The following is a 22,282-nucleotide window of genomic DNA, read 5'->3' as shown; positions in this document are numbered from 1 at the left end:
GGATATTTTTTGTATTGCTAAAAACAGCCTGGAAATGATAGCGCATTATGTTTAATTACAACAAAATCATTACTATTATAAGAAATAACGATCAAAAACACTCATGCCCAAAACACTCATGCCCAAAACACTCATGCCAATATAACGCACCGCACCCTTATAAAAAATTTCATCATTTTTTAAAGAAAGTTCTAAAGATTCGTTGCTTTTAGGGATGAGAGTGGCTTTTTTAGGCGTGTTATAAAAAATGCGCGCGGCGATAAAAACCGCCGCCATGCCTGTCCCGCAAGCCAGCGTGAAATCTTCAACCCCTCTTTCATAAGTTTGTAAAAAAATCGTCTCTTCATTTTCTATAAAAGCGATGTTAATATTAGCGTTAAACGCATGCCTTAAAGCCCTTAATTCCAGCGCATTAAGGGAATTTAACCACTCTTTATTTTCCACAAATCCCACTAAATGCGGCACTCCTGTATCTATGAGATAGAAAGTAGGGATATGTTCTAAAACGCTGTCGCTTGAAAAAAATTTTTCGCATCTTAAAGCGGGTATGGTGTCTAGGATTTTGTAGTTACCAAGATTGCTCTCTATGATATTGGGCTCTTCTATGCAAACAGAAATCTCTCTTTTTCCGGCTAAAAAAACATGGTTTTTAGAGGCTATAGCATGTTGGTAGGCAAATAACCCCACGCAACGGCTCGCATTCCCGCACATGCCAGCTTTAGAGCCGTCTGAATTGTAAAAATCCCATTCATAGTCATAATCCTTACTCGGTAAGACGACTACAAGCCCATCAGCCCCAAAACCCTCATGCCTATGGCACACCTGTTTGGCTAAATTTGAAAAATCTTTTTTTTTGAAACTTTGAACGATTAAAAAATCATTCCCACTCCCTGAATATTTGTAAAACACCATCTATGATAAGCCTTTTTGATTTTAATTATAAGTTAAAAGAGGTTTTTTATCCTTAAAAGAGCGTTTTTTAGCTAACATTTGATAATTTTTGGTTCAGTTTAATGGGGATAATTTTTATGAAAGCTCAGTATTTCTTTTGGATTCTTTTTTTGATTGGTTTTTATTGGATGATCTATTTGTATCAAGATTTTTTAATGGATGCATTGATCGCTGGGCTTTTGTGCGTGGGGTTTTTTCAAGTGAAAGTTTTTCTGGATAAACGCTTTTTCAATGTTGTCAGTTCGTTTTTATGCGTTTTGGTTTTAGCGAGCGTTTTGATCGTGCCGTTGTATTTTATTGTTTATAAAAGTTCTAATATCATTTTTGAAATCAATTTTGAAAAATTTTCAGCTCTAATCAAATGGCTTAAAGGGACAATCACTGAAAATTTATCGCATTTTCCTACCATTCATGATGGAGCGAGCAAGTTTTTAGAAAATTTTAGCGCCGCTTCAATCACGGGCTATTTGTTGAAAATAAGCAGCTATGTGGGGAGATACAGCTTGAAACTCATTACAGACGCCTTGTTTATCTTGGGGCTGTTGTTTTTCTTTTTTTATTACGGGGAGAGATTTTATCGTTATTTTTTTGGGGTCTTGCCTCTTGGAATCAATCAAAGCAAAAAGATTTTTGAAGAAGTGGCTGGGATTTTACGCATCGTGCTTTTAACTTCTCTCATCACGGTTATTTTAGAGGGCGTGGCGTTTGGGGTGATGATCGTATGGTTTGGGCATGACGGCTGGTCTTTAGGGATTTTATACGGCCTAGCGTCTTTGGTGCCGGCTGTTGGGGGGGCTTTGATCTGGATTCCTATAGCGATTTATGAGCTTTATCATGGAAATGTGAATGAGGCTATTTTTATCGCTTTGTATTCCATTTTATTGATTAGCGTGCTGATTGATAGCGTGATCAAGCCAATTTTAATCGTATTCATCAAAAAAAGAATCTTTAAAACCACCCTTAAAATCAATGAAATGCTGATTTTCTTTTCCATGATTGCTGGGATTTCACAATTTGGTTTTTGGGGGATTATTGTAGGGCCTACTATCACGGCGTTTTTTATTGCGTTACTGCGATTGTATGAAAATTACTTTATCCAAAACGATCAAAAAGCATGCGAATGATACACCCTATGGCTCACAACGAAATGTTTAAAAATGATATATAAGAGTGAGTTATAGAAATAACCATTCTTATGAAGAATTTTCAAACGCCTCATTCAATGCGAACGCAAATTTAAACCCATATCTTAATAGATACAAATTTCATTTTTTATAGCGGATCAAAGGGTAGGAGCAGTTTTTGCATAAAGGTTCTAACGCTTCGCCCTTTAAAAAATGGTTTTTGATAGCCATAGCTTTTTGGCTTTTTAAAACATCTTTTAGGGGCGTATGGTTTAAATCGCCAAGGCTGATATTAGCTTGCGTGTCCATGCAGCACGGCACGACAACGCCATTAGATAAAATAGCGATTTGCTTGATTAAGCCGTAACAATAGGGGATCTTTGATTCTTGGTTTAAAGGATTTTGGGCGTTCAAATTCGGCCATTTAAAGGTTTTTTGGATATTCAAAAAACTTTTTTTAAACAAACGAGCACGGCCTTGCGTTTTTAAACCTTCTAAAGAAACACATTCAAAGCTTTCTAAAAAAGGCTTGATCAAATTCTGGTGTTTCTCAAGGGTGCTGTCTTGAATGCGTAAATTCAAAAACACTTCGCTATTTTTTTCAAATTTGTAGCGGCAAAATTCTAAAATTTTTTGGATGTAGCGGTGCTGGTTGATTTTGTTATGATGGTCTAGCCCTGCGTCTAAAGAAATAGAAATTTGATAGATTACATCTTGTAAAAGCGCCTCAAAGTCGTGCAAATACGCTCCGCTAGTTACCAAATCCACTTTCAAAGAAAAGCGTTTAGCGGTGCTTAAATAGTGGTTTAAATTTTTGAGCTTGCAAGGATCGCCTAAGACATGCAAGGTGATCATTTGGGTTAAGGGGACCACTTCTTTACAAACTTTTTCAAATAATCCTAAAGGCATCACGCCTCTGATATTTTTAGGGTTAGGGCAAAAACCGCATTGCAACCCGCAAATATCGCTTAATTCTATATAGATTTTTTTAAAAAGTTTCTTATTGGGTGTCAATTCTTATGAGAAAATAGTAACACTTGTTTGAAAAGACACTAGACATTGAAGCGAAAATGCAACACATCGCCATCTTGGACGATATAATCCTTGCCTTCAATGCGTAACGCTCCATTTTCTTTCGCTCCGGCTTCGCCCTTATAAGCGATAAAATCATCATAACTGATGGTTTCAGCCCTAATAAAGCCTTTTTCAAAATCCTTATGGATCACCCCAGCAGCCATAGGTGCACTAGAGCCTTTTTTAATCGTCCATGATCGCACTTCCTTGACTCCAGCGGTAAAATAATTGATCAAGCCTAATTCCTTAAAACTCAAACGAATGGTCTTTTCTAGCCCGCTTTCTTCTACGCCTAAACTTTGCAAAAATTCTTTGACTTCATCTTCGCTCATAGAAACCATTTCTTCTTCCAATTTAGCGCACAAGGCAACAAACTCGCTATTTTGCTCTTTCGCATAGTTTTTGACTTTTTTAGCATGCTCATTGAGTGCGTTTAAATCTTCTTCGCCCACATTAGCGGCATAGATCATTTTTTTATGAGATAAAAAACGCAATTCCTTGTCCAACTCCAAAAAAGCCTCGCTTGTATTCAAGGGGAAAGTTTTCGCCGGTTTTAATTCTTCTAAATGCGTTTTTAAACTCAAAGCACATTCTAAAAGATTTTTAGCGTCTTTTGAGCTTTTTAAGGCTTTTTGCAAGCGATCGATCCTTTTGTCTAAAGTGGCAATATCCGCTAAAATCAACTCCAATTCAATAATCTCTATATCATTTAGGGGGTCAATTTTGTTGTTCACATGCGTGATGTTGTCGTCTTCAAAACAGCGCACCACTTGCAAGATCACTTCGCATTCCTTGATATTGGCTAAAAATTGATTGCCTAAACCCTCTCCCTTACTCGCTCCCTTAATCAATCCGGCAATATCCACAAATTCCACCACAGAATGCAAAATGCGTTCAGGCTTTACGATTTGAGCCAACGCATCAAGCCGCCTATCAGGCACATTCACGATGGCTTTATTGGGTTCAATGGTGCAAAAAGGGTAGTTCGCACTCTCTGCGTTTTGGGTTTTAGTGAGCACGTTAAAGGTGCTGGATTTGCCCACATTAGGCAAACCCACAATGCCTACAGACAAGCCCATTTCAAGCCTTTTTCAAAAATTCTTCCACAAAAGCTGTGCATGCTCTAACCCCAGCCCCACTCGCTCCAAAGCTATTCACATCCCACTCTTTTTCCACATAAGCAGGGCCTGCAATGTCAATGTGTAGCCACTTATCCTTAAACTCATCTCTAATAAATTCATTTAAAAACAAGCCCGCTGTGATCGCACCGCCATAGCGTGAAGAAGAAATATTGCACACATCAGCGATTTTAGATTCAATCAATTTCTTTAAATGGCGGTTAAAGGGGAGTTTGGCTAATAATTCGCCGGATTCTAACCCTGAAGTTTCAAAGAGGTTTTTCAATTCTTCATTATGCCCCATGATCGCTGAAGTGAATTCGCCCAAGCCTACAACGCATGCCCCAGTAAGGGTCGCAAAATCCACGATCACATCAGGGCTTAAATCTTGAGCGTAGCTCAAACAATCCGCTAAAACCAAACGCCCCTCAGCGTCGGTATTACGGACCTCTATGCTCTTGCCTTCTTTGGAGATCAAAATATCATCTGGTTTATAAGCGGCCGGGCCTATCATGTTTTCTGTAGCCCCAATAATGCCATGCACTTCAGCTTCCACGCCCAGTTTGGCTAATGCGTTTAAAAGCCCAATCACCGCAGAGCCACCGCCTTTATCCGCTTTCATGGTAACCATGTAATCAGCCGGTTTCAAGCTCAAACCTCCGCAATCATAAGTCAAGCCCTTACCCACTAAAGCGATTTTTTTCTTCGCTTTCTTGGGCTTATAGACTAGATGGATCAAGCGGGGAGGATTGACGCCAAGAGAGGCTTTATTGACCGCTAAAAAGGCGTTCATTTTCTTTTCTTCTAAAAATTTTTCATCATGAACATGGATTTCTAAATGGTTTTCTTTAGCCACTTTTTGCGCCACTTCAGCCATATAAACCGGAGTGCCAATCATAGGGGGGGTATTGACCAAATCCCTAACGATATTCAAGCTTTCTGTCATGATTTCAGCGTATTTTAACGCTTCTTTAGCACTCTTTTCTAAAGAATTCGCGCAAGTTTTTTCGCAAGGTTTGTGCAATTCTAAAGCGATAACCGCTTCTTTTAGAACGCTTTCTTTTTTGTTGGATTTAAAAGTGTCGTATTCATACAAGCCTAATTTCAAGCCCAAAAACAACGCTTTCAAATTTTCTAAAAGCGCGTTATCTTTAGAATGCGTTTTGCAAGTATAAACCCCCACTTTAACGCTTTTAAAAGCGAGTTTTTTAAGGGTGCGAACGGCTAAACACGCACTCTCTCTCAATAAATGCACATCGTCTTCTTTAACGCCCACATACAGGATTTTATTTTCTTGGTCTAAAAATACGCCTTCGCCTTCGTATTTAAAGGTTTCTAGCAATTCTTTATTTTTGACCCAAGCGTGATCAAAATCCTTATTGATAACAAAAACCAAACCGCATTCAGCTTTTGCGTTTTCAAAAGTAGTTTTTTCTAATTTGATTTTTAACATAAAGTCTCCTTTTTTAATTTCATATCTTTCAAGAATTGTATTGCACTCTAGCGGTTTTTCTTACTATAGTATTGGAAATACCACAGCACTAAAGCCAAGAAAGATACTAATAGTAATATTAGCGCATAAGGGTGTTTTTTGAGCCACCCTAACGCATGCAATAATTCTTCTCCCAAACACCACGCCAGAATAATGGTAATGCTCGCCCACACCATCGCGCTAATGAGGTTGATGATAGCGAATTTTAAAGCACTATAGCGCGTGAGACCTATGCTAATGGGAATGATGGTGCGCATGCCATACATGTAGCGTTGGATAAAAATGATAAACCAGCCGTGTTTTTGCAACAATAAATGGGCTAGGGCTAGTTTTCGGCGTTGTTTTTCTAGCTTTTTTTGGATGTAAGCTTTATTGGTGCGCCCGATGTAAAAATAGATCTGATCCCCCACAAAACCCCCAATCCCTGCGACTAAAATGGCTAACCCTAAATGCATATGACCGGTATAGCTGGCAATCCCTGCTAAAATCAACCCAATTTCGCCTTCTAAAATGCTCCACCCGAATAAAATGAGATACCCCCAAGTCGCTGCATGCTGATTCCATAAGTCAATAATGTATTCTTCCAAAATTTACCCTTATCCTAGCACTCTAACAAACAAAAGGTTTTCACGCGTTCTTCTAAAAGTTGGATACCCGGTAATTCTTTTAACCCTATCAAAAAGCATGCTTCTATGCATTCAGCTTGTAGGGCTTTGATAAGCTCAAGGCTCGCCAAAGCTGTGCCTCCAGTGGCTAATAAGTCATCAATCAACACCACCCTTACCCCTTTAACCCCCCTAAAAGCGTCAGAGTGGATTTCTATGCTGTCGCTCCCGTATTCTAGGCTGTAGCTTTGAGACAGGGTGTGTGCGGGGAGTTTGCCCTTTTTCCTTACAGGCACAAAACCCACCCCAAGTGCATAAGCGAGAGCAGAGCCTAAAATAAACCCCCTCGCTTCAATGCCCACGATAAAGTCTATATTGAGAGCGAGATAGCGTTTTTTGAGCGCGTCAATGAGTTTGTTAAAGAGTTTAGGGTAGTTGAGTAGTGTGGTAATATCTTTGAATAAAATCCCTTTTTTAGGGTAGTCTTTCACTTCTCTGATACTTTGTAAAAGTTCTTCTTTGAGCGTTTCATTCATTTTAATATCCTTTAATATAACTGATTGGTTGTAGGATTTTGATTTATTATAGCGTTTTTAAAGGAGAGCTTCTATTTTTTGCTCCAATTCTTTAATACGATTTTTATATTTATCCGATTCGCCTTTGTATTCAGAGTTGCGCTGTTTAAGGGCTTTTAGTTCTGTTTTTAACGAGCTCATTTCTTGGGTAAGAATATCAATATTGCCTAAAGCTCTTTGGAGTTGCAACTGGTGTTTTTGGATCAAAATTTCAGCTTCTTGTAAGGTGAGCTTCATGGATGCGTTGGTGCGTTCTTGCCGTTTAGCCACGGTTTTAAAAAAGAAAGTGCGTACACCCATATAAAGGATAAAAACAATAGCGATAGTGATGATAAACCATTGGGTAAACATTCTATTAAAATATCCTTTTAGCGAAACGATGTAATTATACTACATTAGGTTGATGATTTCAGCGATTCATCTAGCTTTTGGATGCGTAGCACATGGCGGCCTTGTTCAAACTCTGTAGAGAAAAACGCTTCTAAAATGCTTCCCACCACGCCAATACCGCTAATCTTTTCGCCCAAACACAAGATATTAGCGTTATTGTGCAAGCGAGTCATTTTGGCCATGTAAGCATCAAGGCACAAAGCGGCTCTAATACCCTTAAAACGATTAGCGCCCATGCTCATGCCTATCCCTGTGGCGCACACTAAAATGCCATAGCTTTGCGGATTTTCTAAGACCTTTTGGCACACTAATTTAGCGTAATCAGGGTAATCCACTCTCATAGTGGGTAAAAAAGCTTGGACTTTAAAACGCTTGTCTTCTAAAAAATGTTTAACAAATTCTGCAAGATGCAACCCTGCATGATCGCTTCCTATAAAAACTTGAGCGGTATTTAAGGGCTTATTCATCAACTCTCCTTGAATAAAAGATTAAATAAAAGATTAAGAAAGGAGTAAGAAAAATAAAAATCTTGTGGGCGCATGGATAAAAAACTCCGATAAAGGGGGGATAAATAAAAAGACAAACACTACCAACATGCCGTAGCGTTCCATTTTAGAAAACCATTCCAATAAAAACGCGCTTTTAAAATGCAACGCCAAAAAGCCTAACGCTTTGGAGCCGTCTAAAGGCGGGATAGGGAGGCTGTTGAAAACGCCTAAGACAAGATTATAAAGAATGCCTTGAATGAGAAAGGTTACTAAAGCGAGCTGATAAAGGTTTAATTCATTGATGCTTAAAGCGTTGATCCCTAGTTTTTGGAAGCTCCAATGCGTGATGGAAGCGAGCAGAACGGCCAAGGTGAAATTATAAGCCACCCCGGCTAAACTCACCACTACGCATGCTAGAGAGCCTTTTTGAGAGACAATATAGCGCATATCCACAGGCACGGGTTTAGCCCACCCAAACAAAAAAGGGGCTTGAAAAATGAGTAATAAAGCCGGTAAAAGCACCGAACCCATCATGTCTAAATGCCTGATAGGGTTTAAACTCAAACGATTAGCGTCTTTAGCGCTCCTGTCTCCAAATAAAAACGCGCTCAAACCATGCATGATCTCATGCCCTATGATAGCGATTAAAAGGGCTAGGATTTTCATTAAGGTGGTAATAAAACTTTCTAAAGAGAAATCAAAAAATTGCACAAAAAACCTTAATGCGTTGCGTTTTCTTTTTTAATGATTTTTTCTAAGCCTTCAACGCTTTTAAACATGCGTTCCCAACGCACCAAATAGCGTTTTTTGGGGTTATTTTCTGCATCCATTTCCAGGCTATTTTTTAAACTCAAACTGAAATAAACAAACCATGGCGAACCCACGATGTTTTTATAAGCCACACTCCCCCAAAAGCGCGAGTCGCTAGAATTGTCTCTGTTATCGCCAATCATGAAAAATTCATCGTTATTGATTTTCTTATAAAACACCTTTTCGCCCTCCATTTGAATGAGTTGCATGCTGATATTAGCTTCTGCGCCTTGAGTGGCTAACTGCTCCATTAAGTGGAAAGTTTCATTGTCTTTTTGGTAATGGATACCCGGATGCTCACTTTTATAAGGGTTTAAAACAAAAATTTTACCCATAAATTCTTTTGTCATGGCGTTAGGGTAATGTTTAGCAATGTAATCTTTGTCCGTGCCGCTCTCAAAAGGGTGCAAATAAAACCCCTCATTAGTGAATAACACCTCATCGCCCCCAATGGCAAAATTCCTTTTGACATAGTAAGATTTTTTTTCATGGGGAGGGATAAACACCACCACTTCGCCGCGCTTGGGGCGATCCCCCTCTATCAAATGCCCGTTATTTTTAAAATCAGGCACAACAGGGAGCTCAATCCATGGGATTTTAGGAATGGGTATGCCGTAAGAAAACTTTTTGACAAAGAGCATGTCGCCCTCATAAAGCGTGCCTACCATAGAGCGAGAGGGAATGATAAAGGCTTGCGCGATAAAAAAGATAACCAACAGCACAATAATGATCGTCCCTACCCAACTGGAGCAAAATGCATAAACAGAGCGTAAAAATTTCATTAAAATCCCTTCCTTTGTTGTTTTTCAAAAGCGATTAAAGTGTTTTCTAAAAGCGAAACGATCGTCATAGGCCCCACGCCTTTAGGCACAGGAGTGATAAAACCGGCAACTTTTTGCGCATTTGTAAAATCCACATCGCCCACGATACGCCCATCATTCAAATGATTGATCCCAATATCCACCACTACAGCCCCTTTTTTTAACATGCTCGCTTTAATCAAATCAGGCTTACCCACGCCCACGCAGACAATATCAGCGTTTTGGGTGTAAAAACTAATGTCTTTAGTCAAAATATGGCACACGCTCACGCTCGCCCCAGCGTTTAACATGAGCATGCTCAAAGGTTTTCCAATGATATTGCTCGCTCCAATAATCGCTACATCCTTGCCCTTGATTTCAATATGATAATGCTTTAAAAGACGCATCACGCCCATAGGGGTGGCTGGCAGAAACGATTCTTTTTGAGTACAGAGCTTGCCGATATTAAGGGGGTGGAAACCATCCACATCTTTACTAGGGTCAATGGCTTCTAAAACCATTTTAGTATCAATGTGTCTGGGCAAAGGGAGCTGGACTAAAACGCCTGAAATGTTTTGATCGGTATTGTAATCTTTAATCAAGGACAGCAATTTGGCTTCAGTAATATTTTCTTGGAGGGTTTTTAAATCAAAATCCATGCCCACCCTTTCGCATGCTTTGATCTTCATATTGACATAAGTGATACTCGCAGGGTCTTTTCCCACTAAAATCACGGCTAGTTTGGGGCGTTTATGCGTTTGTGCAGTTATTATTTGGATTTTATTTTTCAAATCTTTTTCTATATTATAAGCTAGCGCTTGCCCGTCTAATAAAACAACGCCCCTATTTGGCATGCTTATTTATCCTTTATCAATTAAAATCCTATTATTGTAGCAAAAATCATGCGTTTAATGGAATTAAAAACTCAGTTTGTCAATCTTTAAGATTAGCCCCATGATAGAGCAAGTAGAAACTAAGGGCTTTCAAAGATTCTAATTGCTGATAAAACTTAGAAGCTTCTATTTTGTCGTTTTGTTTCTTGTCGTTTTGTTTATCCTTTGGCTCTTTAGGGCTTTCATTCAAATACCTTAACCCCAAACTCGGGTTATAAAAATAATCTTGGGTAGCGATCGCTTCATAACCTAGCGCGTAATTGGGGTGGCTTGGGGGGTTTGTTGTATTGTTAGAAAATAAAGGCTTCCCAAAACTCACAAATTGAAAACCTTTAGGAGCGATTAATTCAATAATTGTAGGAGCGATGTCTAAATGCGATCCGACCTGACTGATTTTTTTAGGCTTTAAAGTAGGGGCATATAAAATAAGCGGCACGGATTTAATGGTATATAAATCGTTTTTAGCGTATTCATAGCTCCGATCAAAATGATCCCCTGTGATGATAAAAAGCGAGTTAGGGAATTTTTGGCTGGCTTTTTTGATGAAATTGACTATCACTTTGTCATACCAGTAAATATGCCCTAAAGAATTAGCGTCCGGTAGATTTTCTGATTTGGGGGTTTTTTCCACAAATTGTTGGATTTTTTCTAAAGGCACGCCAAAAGCTTTGAGATTCACGTTTTTGATCGCGTGGTTGCTTAAAGTCATGACCATGCTGAAAGTTTTTTCATTGGGGTTGGTGTTTTCTAAAATATAGTCAAATAAAATATTATCATGCACTCCCCAGTTGCTCTCTATGGGTTTGGGGTAAGGCTTGTTTTTGGCAAATTCTAAGAGATGGTTATTGAAATAAAGGGCGTGAAAACCTTGTTTTTTGGTGAAACTGGTTAGTTTGTTCCAAATCCCGCTACCCCCATAATAAAAGTTGTTTTTATAACCCAGAGTTTTTGTGATATTGCCAATCGCCATAGGAAAGCTAGGGAGAATCACTCCTGAATTGACTAAATTATTATCATTGATATAGGGTAAGCCTGTGATTTGGACATCTAGGCTTTTAACGGTCCGTGGGGCACCTTCAATAAAAGCAGAAAGCATGTGGGCATGCTCTTTTTTAACCAAATCTTGTAAAGCGCTCGTTAGCCCTATGGAATCAAATTTTTTATCAAAATGCCATGAGCTTAAGGATTCTGAAACGATATAGAAAACATGTTGAATGGTTTGAAGAGAATCGTTGTGGCTTGTTTGAGAAAGCAACTCATAGAGGTTTTTTTTGGGGTTTTCTTTAAGATTGAAATAATTTTTCGCCACTTCTAAAGGCGTTTCTTTAGCAAAATCGCTGAATTTAAGGTTATGGCTTTGTCTGTAATTGCGCGCCAAAAGATAAAGGTTGCGAAACGCCCCGGGGGTAATTTTCATTAAAAAAGGATCTTTGGCTGGCTCTATGCTGAGATCTAAAGACGCGCCAACAAAGCTCAATTGCGCGTTAATGTAAAACATTTGCGTGAGCGAAAAAAGAATGAATAAAATGAAAGTTTTAAGGGGTTTGATGGTTTGATGAATATTCTTGGGTTTAAAAAGGGCGTTTTGGAGTTTGAAATAGATAAAAGAGGTTAAAACGCTAAGGATTATAAAGAGTGAAAAACTAGAAAAAATAGGGTATTCCCCGCTCATTTTTAAAATCGTGAGCGTGTCTTCATGCAAAAATTCCAATAAATTTTCATCAAACACATTCCCATAAATGCCATAATAAACAATGTTCGCAATGTTTAAAAACAGGATAATAGCGATAGAAAAATACGCCATAATAGTAAGCATTTTGGTTTGGTGTTTGGGGGCAAATAACCCTAATAACCCGATGATGATAAAAAGAATCGCTAAGCTTGAGACCACACGATTATCGTATCTTGCTCCATTGAATAGGGTTTTGATGATTTCATCAAAAATAGGGTTTTTTAAAGCATGTTTATAATAGCCAGTATAAAGGATAAAACCGATACGATTGAACACAAACAACAAGCTCATAAAAAAGGTGAAATAAAAACCTTTTAAAAAGAGCGAAAAAAGGGCATGAGATAGGGATTTCATAAGCGTTAATACAACCTTTTTTTAACAAGAGATAAAGTCTTAAAAAAGACAAAAAGAAGCAAGGGGAAATCCAATAAAGAATCTAAGATTTGAAAATTAGAACGCATTAAAAGCGAACTGGATAACGCTACTAAAGCGATCATGCCTAATAAGGGGCTGCTCAAAAACAAACTGCTACAAAAAAGCGCGCTAAAAATAAGAGAAGCCATGAAATGATGGTAGATTGAAAAAGGCAAAAACCCTAAAATATCTGTCAAAAGCAACAGATTGAAAAACAGCATGACGCTATAAGATTGCAAGGTTTCTAAAGGGGGCTTTTGGAGGAGATGGCAAGAAAAGAGCGCATAAGCAAGGATCAAAAGACAGCTAAAGGGGCTTAAGGGGGCTGTAAAACTGCTTAAAAAGGCGTTGAGCGATAGAGAGTCTTTAAAAGCGGTATTGCTTAAAATCACGCTTACAAAAGAGAGCGAAAACCTCAAACTTAACGCTCTATTTTTGAAAAAAAAGAAAATTAAAAAAAGCCATATAAAACTCAGCGTGTAAGAAGAATGTATAAACATGACTAATCACTTGAGAAGGGATTTTAAATAAGCCATATTAAAACGGATGTGTTTGATATGAGAGCGGTTGTAGGTATAGACAATATCTATAAAATGAGGATTAAGACTATAGCTTGGGTAACTCACTTCATTCGCTTTATCTAAAATTTTTAAGGTTTTAAAAGAGTTTGGGTTTTCTAATTTAGAAAGCAAGAGTTCTTTACGGCGCAGTGATGAATCGCTAGAGTTGTGGATCAAATACAATTCTTTGTTTAAATTGATCAAATTCAAAGCGTCATTCAAGTTTTTCAAATTCGTCAGCATGGGTTTTTGCCAAATAGTGGGGGTTTTACAGGTTTCTAGCATGAGGCTATCTTTAAAGGAATGGTTTCTAAACGCCATAATAGCGCAGTCTTTAAAGGGGGTTAGGCTTGGCTGGAGCTGGTGGTTTAGGGCATTAGGCCTTAAAAGCTCTCTTGGGTTATTTTGTTTGTCAAATTTCAACAACAAGGGGTATTGGGTGGCTAATTCGTGATAGAGTGGTAGCATAAATCCGCCATCAGTGGTGTTTAAAGGCTTATTTTTTATCAAATGGCTTAAGTTTAAAAAAGGGCTTAAGGAGAGTTTTTGCACAAATTTAAAACGAATTGGCTCTAAAGCGCTTTCCAGTTGATAGATTTTAGAAGTGGCCCACCCGCCCATGCTCACCCCTACGACAAACAACAAAATTTTATCGTCATGCAAAAAAAGCAAGGGGTTACCTAATTTTTTGATGTATTCATGCGCGTTTTTGGAAAGCTCTTCTTTGGTTAAAAGAATGAAGGCTTCGCTCCAGCGATTAATCTTGCTGTCAAAAAGATTCGCGCTGATTTTCACATCCCTTGCCCCTTCTTTAGTGCCGCTAAAATAAGCGCTCAAAAGATTATCATTAGGCAAGCTGATTAAAGAGCTCGCATGCACGCTTAAAGCGTCATTTGGTTTAGGGATAGTGAGTTGCGTGAAATAGGGGGGGTTTTGAGTAACAAGGGTTTGATTGTGCGTGAAAGCATAGGGGGGGGTTTGGCGCTTCATTATAATTAAAAATAAAACGATAAAAAGCCCCACAAAAAAGGCGGCATGCTTTAGGCGATTTCTTGAAAGTTCCAAGATAGCGTTTCGCCCCCTCTTAAGATAGCGATTTTTTCATTCAAACAAAGCGTGTGTGTAGGGATCATAAAGGGTTTTTTAGACAAACGCACTTTTTTAGCTGGCAAATTGTCTAGCGCATAGATTTTTTTAGCGTTATCGCTGATAAAGGCTTGCAAGTTTTCTAAAGCGTTGTGTTTTTCAAAAAGTTCGCACAACGCAGGCAATAAAATAGGGGCAGAAAAGATGCCTGCCGGGATGTTAGCGCTATGTTTTTTAGAGATAAAATGCGGGGCGCTATCAGAGCCAAAAGAGATTTTAGGGTGGGCTTTTAAAGCAAGGGATAAAAGCCTTTCTTGGTCTTTTTTGGTTTTGATTAAAGGTTTGCAAAAACAATGCGGGTTCAAACTCCCCCCTAATAAATCATCTAAAGTCATGCTGATATGGTGTAAAGTTAAAGTCGCATAGAGATTGTCATGCTTTTCAATTAGAGCGATACTGCGCCAGTCGCTCAAATGTTCTATAATGATTTTGAGTTTAGGGAATGAAAGGGCGAAAGTTTCTAAAACGCTGTGGCATAAAAATTCTTTATCCAAACAAAACCCAGCTTGTTCTGCATGGATGCATAAAATAAAGCCTAATTTTTGGGCGTTTTCTAAAACCTCTAAAGTTTTTTCACCCAACAAATCCGAAGTGCCGTTTTGCGCATTTGTGGTCATGCCTTTGGGGTAGAGTTTTAAAAATCTGATACCTTTTTCGTGAGCACGTTGCAGTTCTTCTAAAGTCAAGTCATCATTAAAATACAAACTCATTAAAGGCTTGAAGTTTGAAGAATGGTTTAAAATTTCTTCTTCGTATTCAAGGGTGGTTGGAGTGTCAATCAAAGGCTTACTGAGATTAGGCATGATCACCGCAGCGCTAAAAGGCTCGCTAGAATATCTTAACACCGCTTTTAAAAGCGCGTTTTCTCGCACATGCAAGTGGGCGTCTATGGGGTCAAAAAGCGTGATTTCCATTTTTTAATTGCCCCCTAAGTAATAACGCACTCTAATGCGAATGAGGGTTTTAGTTTTGGGGCGTGGGTAATCCTTATAAGCGATCTGAATGGTTTTTAAGGTGTTGTCATCGAGCATTTTATATTCAGAGCCAATGATGATTTTAAGATCGGTAATATCGCCGTTAGGGTGCAAGTAAAACTCTACCGCATTCGTCCCGTCCTGCCCTAAATAAGCCGCTACTTGAGGGTATTCTAAATATTTTTGCGTGATGCGCCCAATATCCCTTAAATTATTCCTGATGAAATCTTTTTCGGCTGTGCCTAAATCCCCAAATTCTTCGCCATACAATTCATCAATATCCCTTCTGGTTTGGTTATCCAAGCCTTTATTATTTTCTTTTCTGGGTGGCGCAACTTCTTTAGGCAAGAAAGAAAGCTGGTTAGGGTCAAATTCTTTTTTGACAGGTTTTTTCTCTTCTATTTTTTTCTGCTCTACTTTTTGTTCTACTACTTTTTTCTCTTCTTTTTTCTCTTCTTTTTTCTCTTCTACTACTTTTTTCTCTTCCACTTTTTCCACTTTTTTAAGAGCCTTATGTTTGTGGTTGGGCTTTTTGGGTTCTGGTTTGGGCTTTGGTTTAGGTTCAGGCTTTGGCTTTTCTATAGGTTTTGGCGGTGTTGGCGGAGTGGGGGGTGTGGGTGGGGTGGGGGGTGTTGGGGGTTTTTGGGGGCCAGCCAGCGTGGGTTTAGGAGCGCCTTGGGTGTTTTTACTGGGATCTTGTGAATGGCCTCTTTTTAAAACCAATAAATTTTCAGGATTTAATTTAACGAGCTTGGGTTTTGAAGGAAAAAAATCTTCTCTGTGTTCAAATAAAAAATAAATCAACCAGTGTAACAATACAGACAGAATGAGAGAAAAGAAAAAATTCCTATTAGAATGATCCACAGGGTCAAAATTTTTCCCTAATTTAGCAGGTTGTAGTTTAGAATTTTCCGGCATATAAATTTCCTAATTTTGAATTCTTTATATTATTTTCAGCTTCTTTAATCAGTTCTTCCTTAGATGTTTTTGGGCTTATTTTGTCTAAAAGCAGGCCGTATTTATCGCTTAGTAAGACCAAGTAACGCTCCTTATTAGTTTCTATGGAAATGATTTTATGGTTCGCATCAATACGACCCAAAACACTAACTTCTAACTTAAAATCTTTTGCAGAAAAAGACCCTTGTGTGGGAACAATTTTTTTTTTGATTATATACAATATTAAGAGTAAGGCAACAATAACCGCTAGCGCTTTATAAGCATGGCTTAAATCCAGTGGGGGTTTTAACTCTAGAGTGTTTAAAGGGCTTTGGGGTTGCTCGTTGGTGTCTTTTTGTGCAAGGTTAGTTTGCTGAGATTTTTCTTTCAGGTTAGGCGGTGGGGCTAAATGAAAACCTTTAGGCAAAAAAAGAAAGCGGAGTTGCTTTTTGTCCTTGCTGTTTGAAGCTTGGATTTCTAATTCTGTTGTGGCTTTTTTAGACAAGAGATAGATGTCATTTTGGTAGGAAAACATTTCTAAGGCATTTAAAGAGGCTTCTTTAAAATCCATCATTTTTTTAGAATCCAGTTTAGCGTTTTTTAAAACGATCACCTTTTGCCCTTCAACTTCCATGATTTTAGGCGTTTTGTTAAAAGGCGTTTCAAAAGTGAGCGTGGTTTGCACGGCTTTTATAGGTGGTGTTGCTGGAGCGTTTGAATCAGGTTGGACTTCTTTTAATGCATTTTGCCAATGCACTAGTTTAATAGGGGCGTCATCGTTTAAAGGTATTTTTTCTTCAGCCAATAACATTAAAACAGCACTCAACAATAAAAACAACGCTCTCATGAATTTTTAGCGAGATAATACACAATGGCGTTAGAATCAAGAATTTCATTCAAACGAATGGCTAAATTCCTTTCAAAAACCATCACCTCACCCTTACCAATCACCCGCCCGTTCACAAAAGTATCCACGCTCTCTCCGGCAGGTTTTTGCAAATCAATCACAGAGCCTTTTTCAAAACGCAAAATTTGCAACAAAGGGATTTGCGTAGAGCCAAGTTCCGCGCTAAAAACAATCTCCATGTCTAAAAGGTTTTTATAATCGCAAATGAGTTCTTCTAAATAAGTGGAAAGCTCTAGTTCTCTTTCTTTATTCGCTTTCTCTTTTTCTTTTTCGGCTATTTTTAACTTATTAGCTTCTGTTTCTGACATAAAACTTTCTACTCTTTCAAGAATGATTTAACTTTGATTATAAAATCTTAATTTTACTATAAATTTTATAACAAATAAAGCCACTACGCTTTAAAGCTAGCCTTAGAAACGCAAAATTCTTTTAAAAAACACGCATCGCATAAGGGGTTTTTAGCCTTGCAGGTGTAGCGACCAAACAAGATTAAGGCATGGTGGAGTTTGGACAGGTTGTCTTTAAAAAGATCGCTGAGTTCTTCTTCGGTTTTAATGGGATCTTTAGCATTGCTTAAGCCTAAGCGGTGCGTCGTGCGGAACACATGGGTATCTACCGCCATATAGTTTGCATCAAAACACACTGAAAGCACCACATTAGCGGTTTTTTGCCCCACGCCATCCAGGCTCATCAGTTCTTTTTGCGTAGAGGGGATAACGCCCTTAAAGTCCCTAACCACTTTTTGTGCCATACTGATTAAATGCTTGCTTTTATTGTTAAAATAAGAAACGGATTGGATGATCTCTTTAACTTCTTCTAAAGAAGCGAGGGCTAAATCATTCACGCTTGGGTATTTTTCAAATAACTTGGGCGTTATTGTATTCACTCTAGCGTCCGTGCATTGAGCGCTTAAAATGGTAGCCACCAGCAATTCATAGGGGTTTTTATGGTGTAATTCGGTGGTTTGGTTGGGGTAATGTTTTAAAAGCAGTTCTTTGATTTGTTGGGCTTTTTGGTGAGTTTTAGCGCATTTTAAACCCATTTTCACACGCTTTCTTTGATGATAAGGTATTGCGCTTCATGGGATCTTAAAGCCACTTGAATGCGGTTGATTTTAACCGAAAGCGTGGCTTTTTTCATGGAATAATGCAAAAGGGTGCATTGAACCCCTTCATGGATACCAAAAGACAGAAAGCGTTTTTTTAGGGCTTCATCGCAGTTAGCGATTTCTACGATTTCATAAACTTTGTCTTTAATGGCTTCATTGAGCGTCATTTTAATTTCCTTTTTGATTCAATATTTTTTTTGACTTCATCCACGATGATGTCAATAGGTGTGAAAATACGGCGCAAGATTTTAAAAGGCGCTTGGATAATGTCTGCCGCTAAAGTTACTTTGGTTTTAGGGTTATCCAGCGTGCCTTTGACATTCACATTAGTGGTGATTTTACCTCCTTTTCCTAAGACAAGATAGCCCACAATAGGGATTTTATTTAAGACATTGCTCAAAGCTTTGATAGTGGAAACTTCTAAATTCAAATCCAATTTGTTTTTGTCTAATTCAATGATCCCATTGCCAGCAATATCAAGCGTTTTGCCGATAAGATCAATTTTTTCTAACCCTAAATATTCTTTAGTGATCCCAAAAACAACAGATCCCTTTTTGATTTGATAGCCATTAGCCCCTAAATGAGGGTTCCTAAAGACAATGAGGGAGGGAATGGTGTTGATGAGATTGATCATGTTTTGCATGAGAGCGAAATTCTTTAAGCTTGTGTTTTGGAATTTTAATTCGCCGTTGAAAACCTGATCTTCAAGAGCCCCAATAAGCGTGAATAAGCCCCCTTCTACGAAATCTTTTTGGAGAATAGTGTTGATATAATCCCCGCTAAAATTATGAGCCTTAAGATACAAAGCCCCATGCACTAAATCCGCCATGATCATGGCGTTTTTATAATTGCCATCAATTTTCACTCTGTCATCTTGAGCGACAATATCAAGATTTTCTAAAGGAAAAGGCATTTTTTTATAGATTAACACGACATCTTTAGCATGGATGCGTGTAGAGATAGGGATAATTTTGTGGGCTTTTTCATAGCGTTGTTTGGCGCTAATGAAAATATCTTCATCTTGGATTTCTTTAGAGCTAGGCTTTTCTTTTCGTTCTTTGGAGAATAATCCCGCAATCGCTGGCATCTTACTATCTAAAAAATCATCAATACTCAAATCAATGTTATTAAGGGTAATATCCTTTTGATCCCCCTTAACTTTTATAGATATGCTTTTGCTTGGAGTATAGACAGAAATTTCATCTTTATTAATAGAGCCAAATAAAGAGAGGGAATTAAACTGCTTGCCGTTGCTATGATAGATGGGTAAAGTGATTTTCAAATCCTTAGCAAAAAAATCAATATTAATAAAATCGCTCGTAGAAACTTCCAAAGAGCCATCTTCTAAGGCGAAATATTTCATAATAGGGGAATAGGGCTTGATTTTTTTCAAATCTTTGATTCTAAAAACATAGGCGTTATCTTTAAATTCGCCCTCTAATAAAAGTTGTGGCACGCTCCATTGCATGTAATCTGGGTTAGAAAAATCAAAATTCAAAGAAAGGTTTTTAAGAGTGTCTTCTGTAGCGTAGAAAACATCTTTAGTGAATTTGTCTTCACTTTGGGCTTTAATGGTGTCTATGATTTTTCTTCTAAACGCCTCTGAGTTTTCACCCTCTTGAATAATAGAATGCAAGCTTTTTAAATCTAAAGAAAATTTAGTAGGCTGTGGGTTATCTTGGTCGTTATTCAAACCGTAAGAACGCATATTGACATTATTGTTAGTGTTGAATCGTATTTTATGGACCAAAGAATCTAAAGAAAGGGTTTTTTTATTCAAATCTAAAGCGATTTTAGCGTCTAAATCCAGCATGTTTTCATAGCGGGTGTGGGTAGTTTCTATGTAGATGTATTGGTATTCTTGGGTAATATCTAGGCTTACGCTAGCGTTTTGCGTATAAAGGGGGATATTATAGAGCGAGAGGGTGCCTTCTTGCAAATTAACATTGCCTTGAACGCTAAATAGTGGGGCGGTGTTTTTTAAGAATTGTAAGGTGAGTTTCAAATCCGCGCTAGATGGCGTGCTGATTTTATCCAAAGGCAAAACGACTTTATAAGCGCTCAATAAATCCTTAATGCTATCGCCATAATAATTAGGGGTCGTTTTTAAAAAAACCTCCAACTTAGGGGCTTCTAACAAATTGGAAAAAGTGGCGTAAGAGCCGGTTAATTCCATGGTTTCATAAGTGATTTTTTGGGGCTGTATGAGGAGCTGTTTGTTTTTGAATATCAATTCGGTTTTATCCATTTTAATGGGCGATAAGCCATCATTGAAAACGACTGAAGGTTTGATCAAAGTGGCTTTAACTACAGAATTTTCTAAAAGCGATGGGATAAACTCGCTAGGAGTGAAATTAGCTTTGATTAAAGCGTTATCAATCTTAAAGCTAGCAAATTGGATCTTGTCAAAAATCCATGTTTTTAAATTTTTTTGCGATTGGCGTTGGAAAAGAGGCTTTAAAAACGCTAGGCTTTTCATTGGAGAAGTGTTAATTTTTAATTCTATGGTTTTTAAATCGGTTAGCCCTTGCAAATAAATTGCAGCACTGGGTTCGATTAAGGGCTTGACAATCAAATTAAACGCCATTTTCCTAGCTTTGGGTGAATAGTGGGCGTTGCCATCTACTTGGACTTTAATATTTTTAAAAAGCAGATTGATGATTTTAAGCTTGATATTTTTATCATCTTCTAGGGAAAATTCCCCTTTGACTCCCGGGAATTCTAACTCGTATTTATTCCCATCAAAAAAGATATTGGCTTTATTTTTATCATCTAAAATGATTTCTTTGACTTTAAGCTTTTCAAAATAAGACACCGCCCAGATGCCATAACGGATATTTTTAATCAGATCAGAAACTTCTAAACGCTTTTTAGTGGGTTTTTGATGGAAGAAAGAAGAGAGATCAATGCGTTCAACTTCTAAAGAAAGCTTGTTGTTAAGTTTTAAGTATAATTCAGAAATGCCAAGCTTCCCGATTTTTAAATTTTGTATGTGAATGCCGTTTGAAAGGGTTTTATGGATGACGACTAAAAGAGTGAATACCGCCACAAACAAGATAATGACATTAAATACTTTCTTGGATACATGTTTTCTTTTATTCATTAGTATTCTTTTTTACTTAAGTATACCAATTTATCCTAACAAAGTGGTGGTTGTCCCGCAAGGTTCGCTCAAAAAAGTGTTTTTTTCTTTAAAAGAGCAAGGCGTGGATATGAACGCTTTGGATTTGCTTTTTTTACGCCTGATGGGCATGCCTAAAAAAGGCTATATTGACATGGGCGATGGGGCTTTAAGAAAGGGGGATTTTTTAGTCCGTTTGATTAAAGCGAAAGCGGCGTATAAAAGCGTTACTTTAATCCCTGGAGAAAGTCGCTATTTTTTCACGCAAATTTTGAGCGAAACTTACCAGCTAGAAACAAGCGATCTCAATCAGGCTTATGAAAGCATCGCTCCACGATTGGATGGCGCTGTGATAGAAGATGGGGTGATATGGCCAGACACTTATCATTTGCCTTTAGGGGAGGACGCTTTTAAAATCATGCAAACTTTAATCAGTCAATCTCTCAAAAAACACGAAGCTTTAAGCAAACAATGGCTTGGATACTACCATAAAGAAGAGTGGTTTGAAAAAATCATTCTCGCTTCTATTGTGCAAAAAGAAGCCGCTAATGTTGAAGAAATGCCCTTGATTGCGAGCGTGATTTTTAACCGCTTGAAAAAAGGCATGCCTTTACAAATGGATGGGGCTTTGAATTATCAGGAATTTTCACACGCTAAAGTAACAAAAGAGCGCATTAAAACCGATAACACCCCCTACAATACCTATAAGTTTAAGGGCTTGCCTAAAAATCCTGTAGGGAGCGTGAGCCTAGAAGCGGTTAGAGCCGTAATTTTCCCCAAAGAAACTAACTTTTTGTATTTTGTGAAAATGCCGGATAAAAAACATGCTTTCAGCGCGACTTATAAGGAGCATTTAAAAAACATTAATATTTCTAATAATCATTTTTAAAATTAAGGTAAATGGGGCGTTTTTTCTTTTAAATTGAGTAAAAAGTGTTTAGTATTTTCTCATTTTAATTTTAAGTTCCTACTATTGAAACATTTTAGAATTTATTAAAAAAGGCTTGCTACAATTTTAGGCAAATTTTGATTGCTAAGGCTTTAAATACAGCTTTTAGCACAAA

The 22,282-nt window shown here is 37.9% G+C and carries 23 protein-coding genes; 2 read left to right on the top strand and 21 right to left on the bottom strand.

Translation table 11 applies throughout. The features are described from left to right. Positions 1-75: 75 nt before the first annotated feature. Positions 76-912, bottom strand: a complete 837-nt coding sequence (dapF, locus tag QAP06_RS03655; protein WP_286467115.1) for a diaminopimelate epimerase — start codon at positions 910-912, stop codon at positions 76-78. A gap of 116 nt (positions 913-1,028) precedes the next feature. On the opposite strand from dapF, the gene QAP06_RS03650 reads away from it, so the two are divergent. Beyond that, on the top strand, positions 1,029-2,075 hold the full coding sequence (locus QAP06_RS03650) for an AI-2E family transporter (protein ID WP_286467099.1): 1,047 nt from the start codon (positions 1,029-1,031) through the stop codon (positions 2,073-2,075). A 141-nt stretch (positions 2,076-2,216) separates the two neighbouring features. On the opposite strand, the gene QAP06_RS03645 is transcribed toward QAP06_RS03650, so the two are convergent. The 20 genes from QAP06_RS03645 to QAP06_RS03550 all read right to left on the bottom strand — a co-directional run bounded on the left by QAP06_RS03645 (position 2,217) and on the right by QAP06_RS03550 (position 21,200). Beyond that, positions 2,217-3,089, bottom strand: coding sequence for a radical SAM/SPASM domain-containing protein (locus QAP06_RS03645; protein WP_286467095.1), 873 nt, complete (start codon positions 3,087-3,089; stop codon positions 2,217-2,219). 38 nt (positions 3,090-3,127) lie between these two features. Continuing rightward, complete coding sequence (gene ychF, locus QAP06_RS03640; protein ID WP_286467087.1) at positions 3,128-4,228, bottom strand: redox-regulated ATPase YchF; 1,101 nt, start codon at positions 4,226-4,228, stop codon at positions 3,128-3,130. 1 nt (position 4,229) lies between these two features. Beyond that, positions 4,230-5,720: a leucyl aminopeptidase gene (locus tag QAP06_RS03635; RefSeq protein WP_286467086.1), complete on the bottom strand. Its 1,491-nt coding sequence runs from the start codon at positions 5,718-5,720 to the stop codon at positions 4,230-4,232. Positions 5,721-5,767: 47 nt separating this feature from the next. Continuing rightward, positions 5,768-6,346 (bottom strand): DedA family protein, encoded by a 579-nt coding sequence (locus QAP06_RS03630; protein WP_000393401.1) that lies wholly within the window; start codon positions 6,344-6,346, stop codon positions 5,768-5,770. Positions 6,347-6,360: 14 nt separating this feature from the next. Continuing rightward, positions 6,361-6,900 carry an adenine phosphoribosyltransferase gene (gene apt / locus QAP06_RS03625; RefSeq protein WP_001006117.1) on the bottom strand — a complete coding sequence of 180 codons (540 nt, stop codon included), beginning with the start codon at positions 6,898-6,900 and terminating at the stop codon, positions 6,361-6,363. Between the two features lie 57 nt (positions 6,901-6,957). After that, the gene (locus tag QAP06_RS03620; RefSeq protein ID WP_000495089.1) at positions 6,958-7,290 is read right to left on the bottom strand and encodes a hypothetical protein; all 333 of its coding nucleotides are present in this window, start codon (positions 7,288-7,290) and stop codon (positions 6,958-6,960) included. A 44-nt stretch (positions 7,291-7,334) separates the two neighbouring features. Continuing rightward, a complete protein-coding gene (gene rpiB, locus QAP06_RS03615) occupies positions 7,335-7,796 on the bottom strand; it encodes a ribose 5-phosphate isomerase B (RefSeq protein WP_286467085.1) in 462 nt (153 codons plus the stop codon). Positions 7,797-7,829: 33 nt separating this feature from the next. Then, the gene (locus QAP06_RS03610; RefSeq protein ID WP_286467080.1) at positions 7,830-8,528 is read right to left on the bottom strand and encodes a site-2 protease family protein; all 699 of its coding nucleotides are present in this window, start codon (positions 8,526-8,528) and stop codon (positions 7,830-7,832) included. Between the two features lie 8 nt (positions 8,529-8,536). After that, positions 8,537-9,409, bottom strand: a complete 873-nt coding sequence (gene lepB, locus QAP06_RS03605) for a signal peptidase I (protein WP_286467073.1) — start codon at positions 9,407-9,409, stop codon at positions 8,537-8,539. Continuing rightward, positions 9,409-10,281, bottom strand: coding sequence for a bifunctional methylenetetrahydrofolate dehydrogenase/methenyltetrahydrofolate cyclohydrolase FolD (gene folD, locus QAP06_RS03600; RefSeq protein ID WP_286467067.1), 873 nt, complete (start codon positions 10,279-10,281; stop codon positions 9,409-9,411). The genes lepB and folD overlap by 1 nt, the downstream gene beginning before the upstream one ends. Positions 10,282-10,360: 79 nt before the next feature. After that, positions 10,361-12,406 carry an LTA synthase family protein gene (locus QAP06_RS03595; RefSeq protein ID WP_286467059.1) on the bottom strand — a complete coding sequence of 682 codons (2,046 nt, stop codon included), beginning with the start codon at positions 12,404-12,406 and terminating at the stop codon, positions 10,361-10,363. 5 nt (positions 12,407-12,411) lie between these two features. Further along, the gene (locus QAP06_RS03590; RefSeq protein ID WP_286467045.1) at positions 12,412-12,966 is read right to left on the bottom strand and encodes a 3-deoxy-d-manno-octulosonic acid hydrolase subunit 1; all 555 of its coding nucleotides are present in this window, start codon (positions 12,964-12,966) and stop codon (positions 12,412-12,414) included. A 6-nt stretch (positions 12,967-12,972) separates the two neighbouring features. Next, positions 12,973-14,091 (bottom strand): 3-deoxy-d-manno-octulosonic acid hydrolase subunit 2, encoded by a 1,119-nt coding sequence (locus tag QAP06_RS03585; protein WP_286467044.1) that lies wholly within the window; start codon positions 14,089-14,091, stop codon positions 12,973-12,975. Further along, complete coding sequence (gene pyrC / locus QAP06_RS03580) at positions 14,067-15,086, bottom strand: dihydroorotase (protein WP_286467040.1); 1,020 nt, start codon at positions 15,084-15,086, stop codon at positions 14,067-14,069. Before pyrC ends, QAP06_RS03585 begins: the two co-directional genes overlap by 25 nt. A 3-nt stretch (positions 15,087-15,089) precedes the next feature. After that, complete coding sequence (locus QAP06_RS03575) at positions 15,090-16,064, bottom strand: energy transducer TonB (RefSeq protein ID WP_286467037.1); 975 nt, start codon at positions 16,062-16,064, stop codon at positions 15,090-15,092. Beyond that, a complete protein-coding gene (locus QAP06_RS03570) occupies positions 16,048-16,929 on the bottom strand; it encodes a hypothetical protein (RefSeq protein ID WP_286467035.1) in 882 nt (293 codons plus the stop codon). The genes QAP06_RS03575 and QAP06_RS03570 overlap by 17 nt, the downstream gene beginning before the upstream one ends. Then, the gene (gene fliN, locus QAP06_RS03565; protein ID WP_000004825.1) at positions 16,926-17,297 is read right to left on the bottom strand and encodes a flagellar motor switch protein FliN; all 372 of its coding nucleotides are present in this window, start codon (positions 17,295-17,297) and stop codon (positions 16,926-16,928) included. Before fliN ends, QAP06_RS03570 begins: the two co-directional genes overlap by 4 nt. Before the next feature lie 83 nt (positions 17,298-17,380). Then, entirely contained in the window at positions 17,381-18,031 is a 651-nt protein-coding gene (gene nth / locus QAP06_RS03560) for an endonuclease III (RefSeq protein WP_286467024.1), read from the bottom strand. 2 nt (positions 18,032-18,033) lie between these two features. Beyond that, the gene (locus QAP06_RS03555; protein WP_000174135.1) at positions 18,034-18,264 is read right to left on the bottom strand and encodes a FeoA family protein; all 231 of its coding nucleotides are present in this window, start codon (positions 18,262-18,264) and stop codon (positions 18,034-18,036) included. Continuing rightward, positions 18,261-21,200, bottom strand: a complete 2,940-nt coding sequence (locus tag QAP06_RS03550; protein ID WP_286467022.1) for a DUF3971 domain-containing protein — start codon at positions 21,198-21,200, stop codon at positions 18,261-18,263. Before QAP06_RS03550 ends, QAP06_RS03555 begins: the two co-directional genes overlap by 4 nt. On the opposite strand from QAP06_RS03550, the gene mltG reads away from it, so the two are divergent. Beyond that, positions 21,118-22,107, top strand: coding sequence for an endolytic transglycosylase MltG (mltG, locus tag QAP06_RS03545; protein WP_286467021.1), 990 nt, complete (start codon positions 21,118-21,120; stop codon positions 22,105-22,107). The genes QAP06_RS03550 and mltG overlap by 83 nt on opposite strands. Positions 22,108-22,282: the final 175 nt, after the last annotated feature.

Source organism: Helicobacter pylori, from assembly GCF_030323545.1.
GTDB classification, from domain to species: domain Bacteria; phylum Campylobacterota; class Campylobacteria; order Campylobacterales; family Helicobacteraceae; genus Helicobacter; species Helicobacter pylori_CO.
Note: the sequence above shows the minus strand (reverse complement) of the source record. Positions and strands in the feature narration are given on the sequence as shown.

What these genes read in the sequence shown, in the direction of transcription:
- rpiB (WP_286467085.1), bottom strand. Translation starts at nt 7,796, where the DNA reads ATGAATAAGCCCTTAAATACCGCTCAAGTTTTTATAGGAAGCGATCAT.
- QAP06_RS03550 (WP_286467022.1), bottom strand. Translation starts at nt 21,200, where the DNA reads ATGAATAAAAGAAAACATGTATCCAAGAAAGTATTTAATGTCATTATC.
- QAP06_RS03635 (WP_286467086.1), bottom strand. Translation starts at nt 5,720, where the DNA reads ATGTTAAAAATCAAATTAGAAAAAACTACTTTTGAAAACGCAAAAGCT.
- nth (WP_286467024.1), bottom strand. Translation starts at nt 18,031, where the DNA reads ATGGGTTTAAAATGCGCTAAAACTCACCAAAAAGCCCAACAAATCAAA.
- QAP06_RS03555 (WP_000174135.1), bottom strand. Translation starts at nt 18,264, where the DNA reads ATGACGCTCAATGAAGCCATTAAAGACAAAGTTTATGAAATCGTAGAA.
- QAP06_RS03595 (WP_286467059.1), bottom strand. Translation starts at nt 12,406, where the DNA reads ATGAAATCCCTATCTCATGCCCTTTTTTCGCTCTTTTTAAAAGGTTTT.
- apt (WP_001006117.1), bottom strand. Translation starts at nt 6,900, where the DNA reads ATGAATGAAACGCTCAAAGAAGAACTTTTACAAAGTATCAGAGAAGTG.
- pyrC (WP_286467040.1), bottom strand. Translation starts at nt 15,086, where the DNA reads ATGGAAATCACGCTTTTTGACCCCATAGACGCCCACTTGCATGTGCGA.
- fliN (WP_000004825.1), bottom strand. Translation starts at nt 17,297, where the DNA reads ATGTCAGAAACAGAAGCTAATAAGTTAAAAATAGCCGAAAAAGAAAAA.
- mltG (WP_286467021.1), top strand. Translation starts at nt 21,118, where the DNA reads ATGACGACTAAAAGAGTGAATACCGCCACAAACAAGATAATGACATTA.
- lepB (WP_286467073.1), bottom strand. Translation starts at nt 9,409, where the DNA reads ATGAAATTTTTACGCTCTGTTTATGCATTTTGCTCCAGTTGGGTAGGG.
- QAP06_RS03575 (WP_286467037.1), bottom strand. Translation starts at nt 16,064, where the DNA reads ATGCCGGAAAATTCTAAACTACAACCTGCTAAATTAGGGAAAAATTTT.
- ychF (WP_286467087.1), bottom strand. Translation starts at nt 4,228, where the DNA reads ATGGGCTTGTCTGTAGGCATTGTGGGTTTGCCTAATGTGGGCAAATCC.
- dapF (WP_286467115.1), bottom strand. Translation starts at nt 912, where the DNA reads ATGGTGTTTTACAAATATTCAGGGAGTGGGAATGATTTTTTAATCGTT.
- QAP06_RS03570 (WP_286467035.1), bottom strand. Translation starts at nt 16,929, where the DNA reads ATGAGAGCGTTGTTTTTATTGTTGAGTGCTGTTTTAATGTTATTGGCT.
- QAP06_RS03650 (WP_286467099.1), top strand. Translation starts at nt 1,029, where the DNA reads ATGAAAGCTCAGTATTTCTTTTGGATTCTTTTTTTGATTGGTTTTTAT.
- folD (WP_286467067.1), bottom strand. Translation starts at nt 10,281, where the DNA reads ATGCCAAATAGGGGCGTTGTTTTATTAGACGGGCAAGCGCTAGCTTAT.
- QAP06_RS03590 (WP_286467045.1), bottom strand. Translation starts at nt 12,966, where the DNA reads ATGTTTATACATTCTTCTTACACGCTGAGTTTTATATGGCTTTTTTTA.
- QAP06_RS03620 (WP_000495089.1), bottom strand. Translation starts at nt 7,290, where the DNA reads ATGTTTACCCAATGGTTTATCATCACTATCGCTATTGTTTTTATCCTT.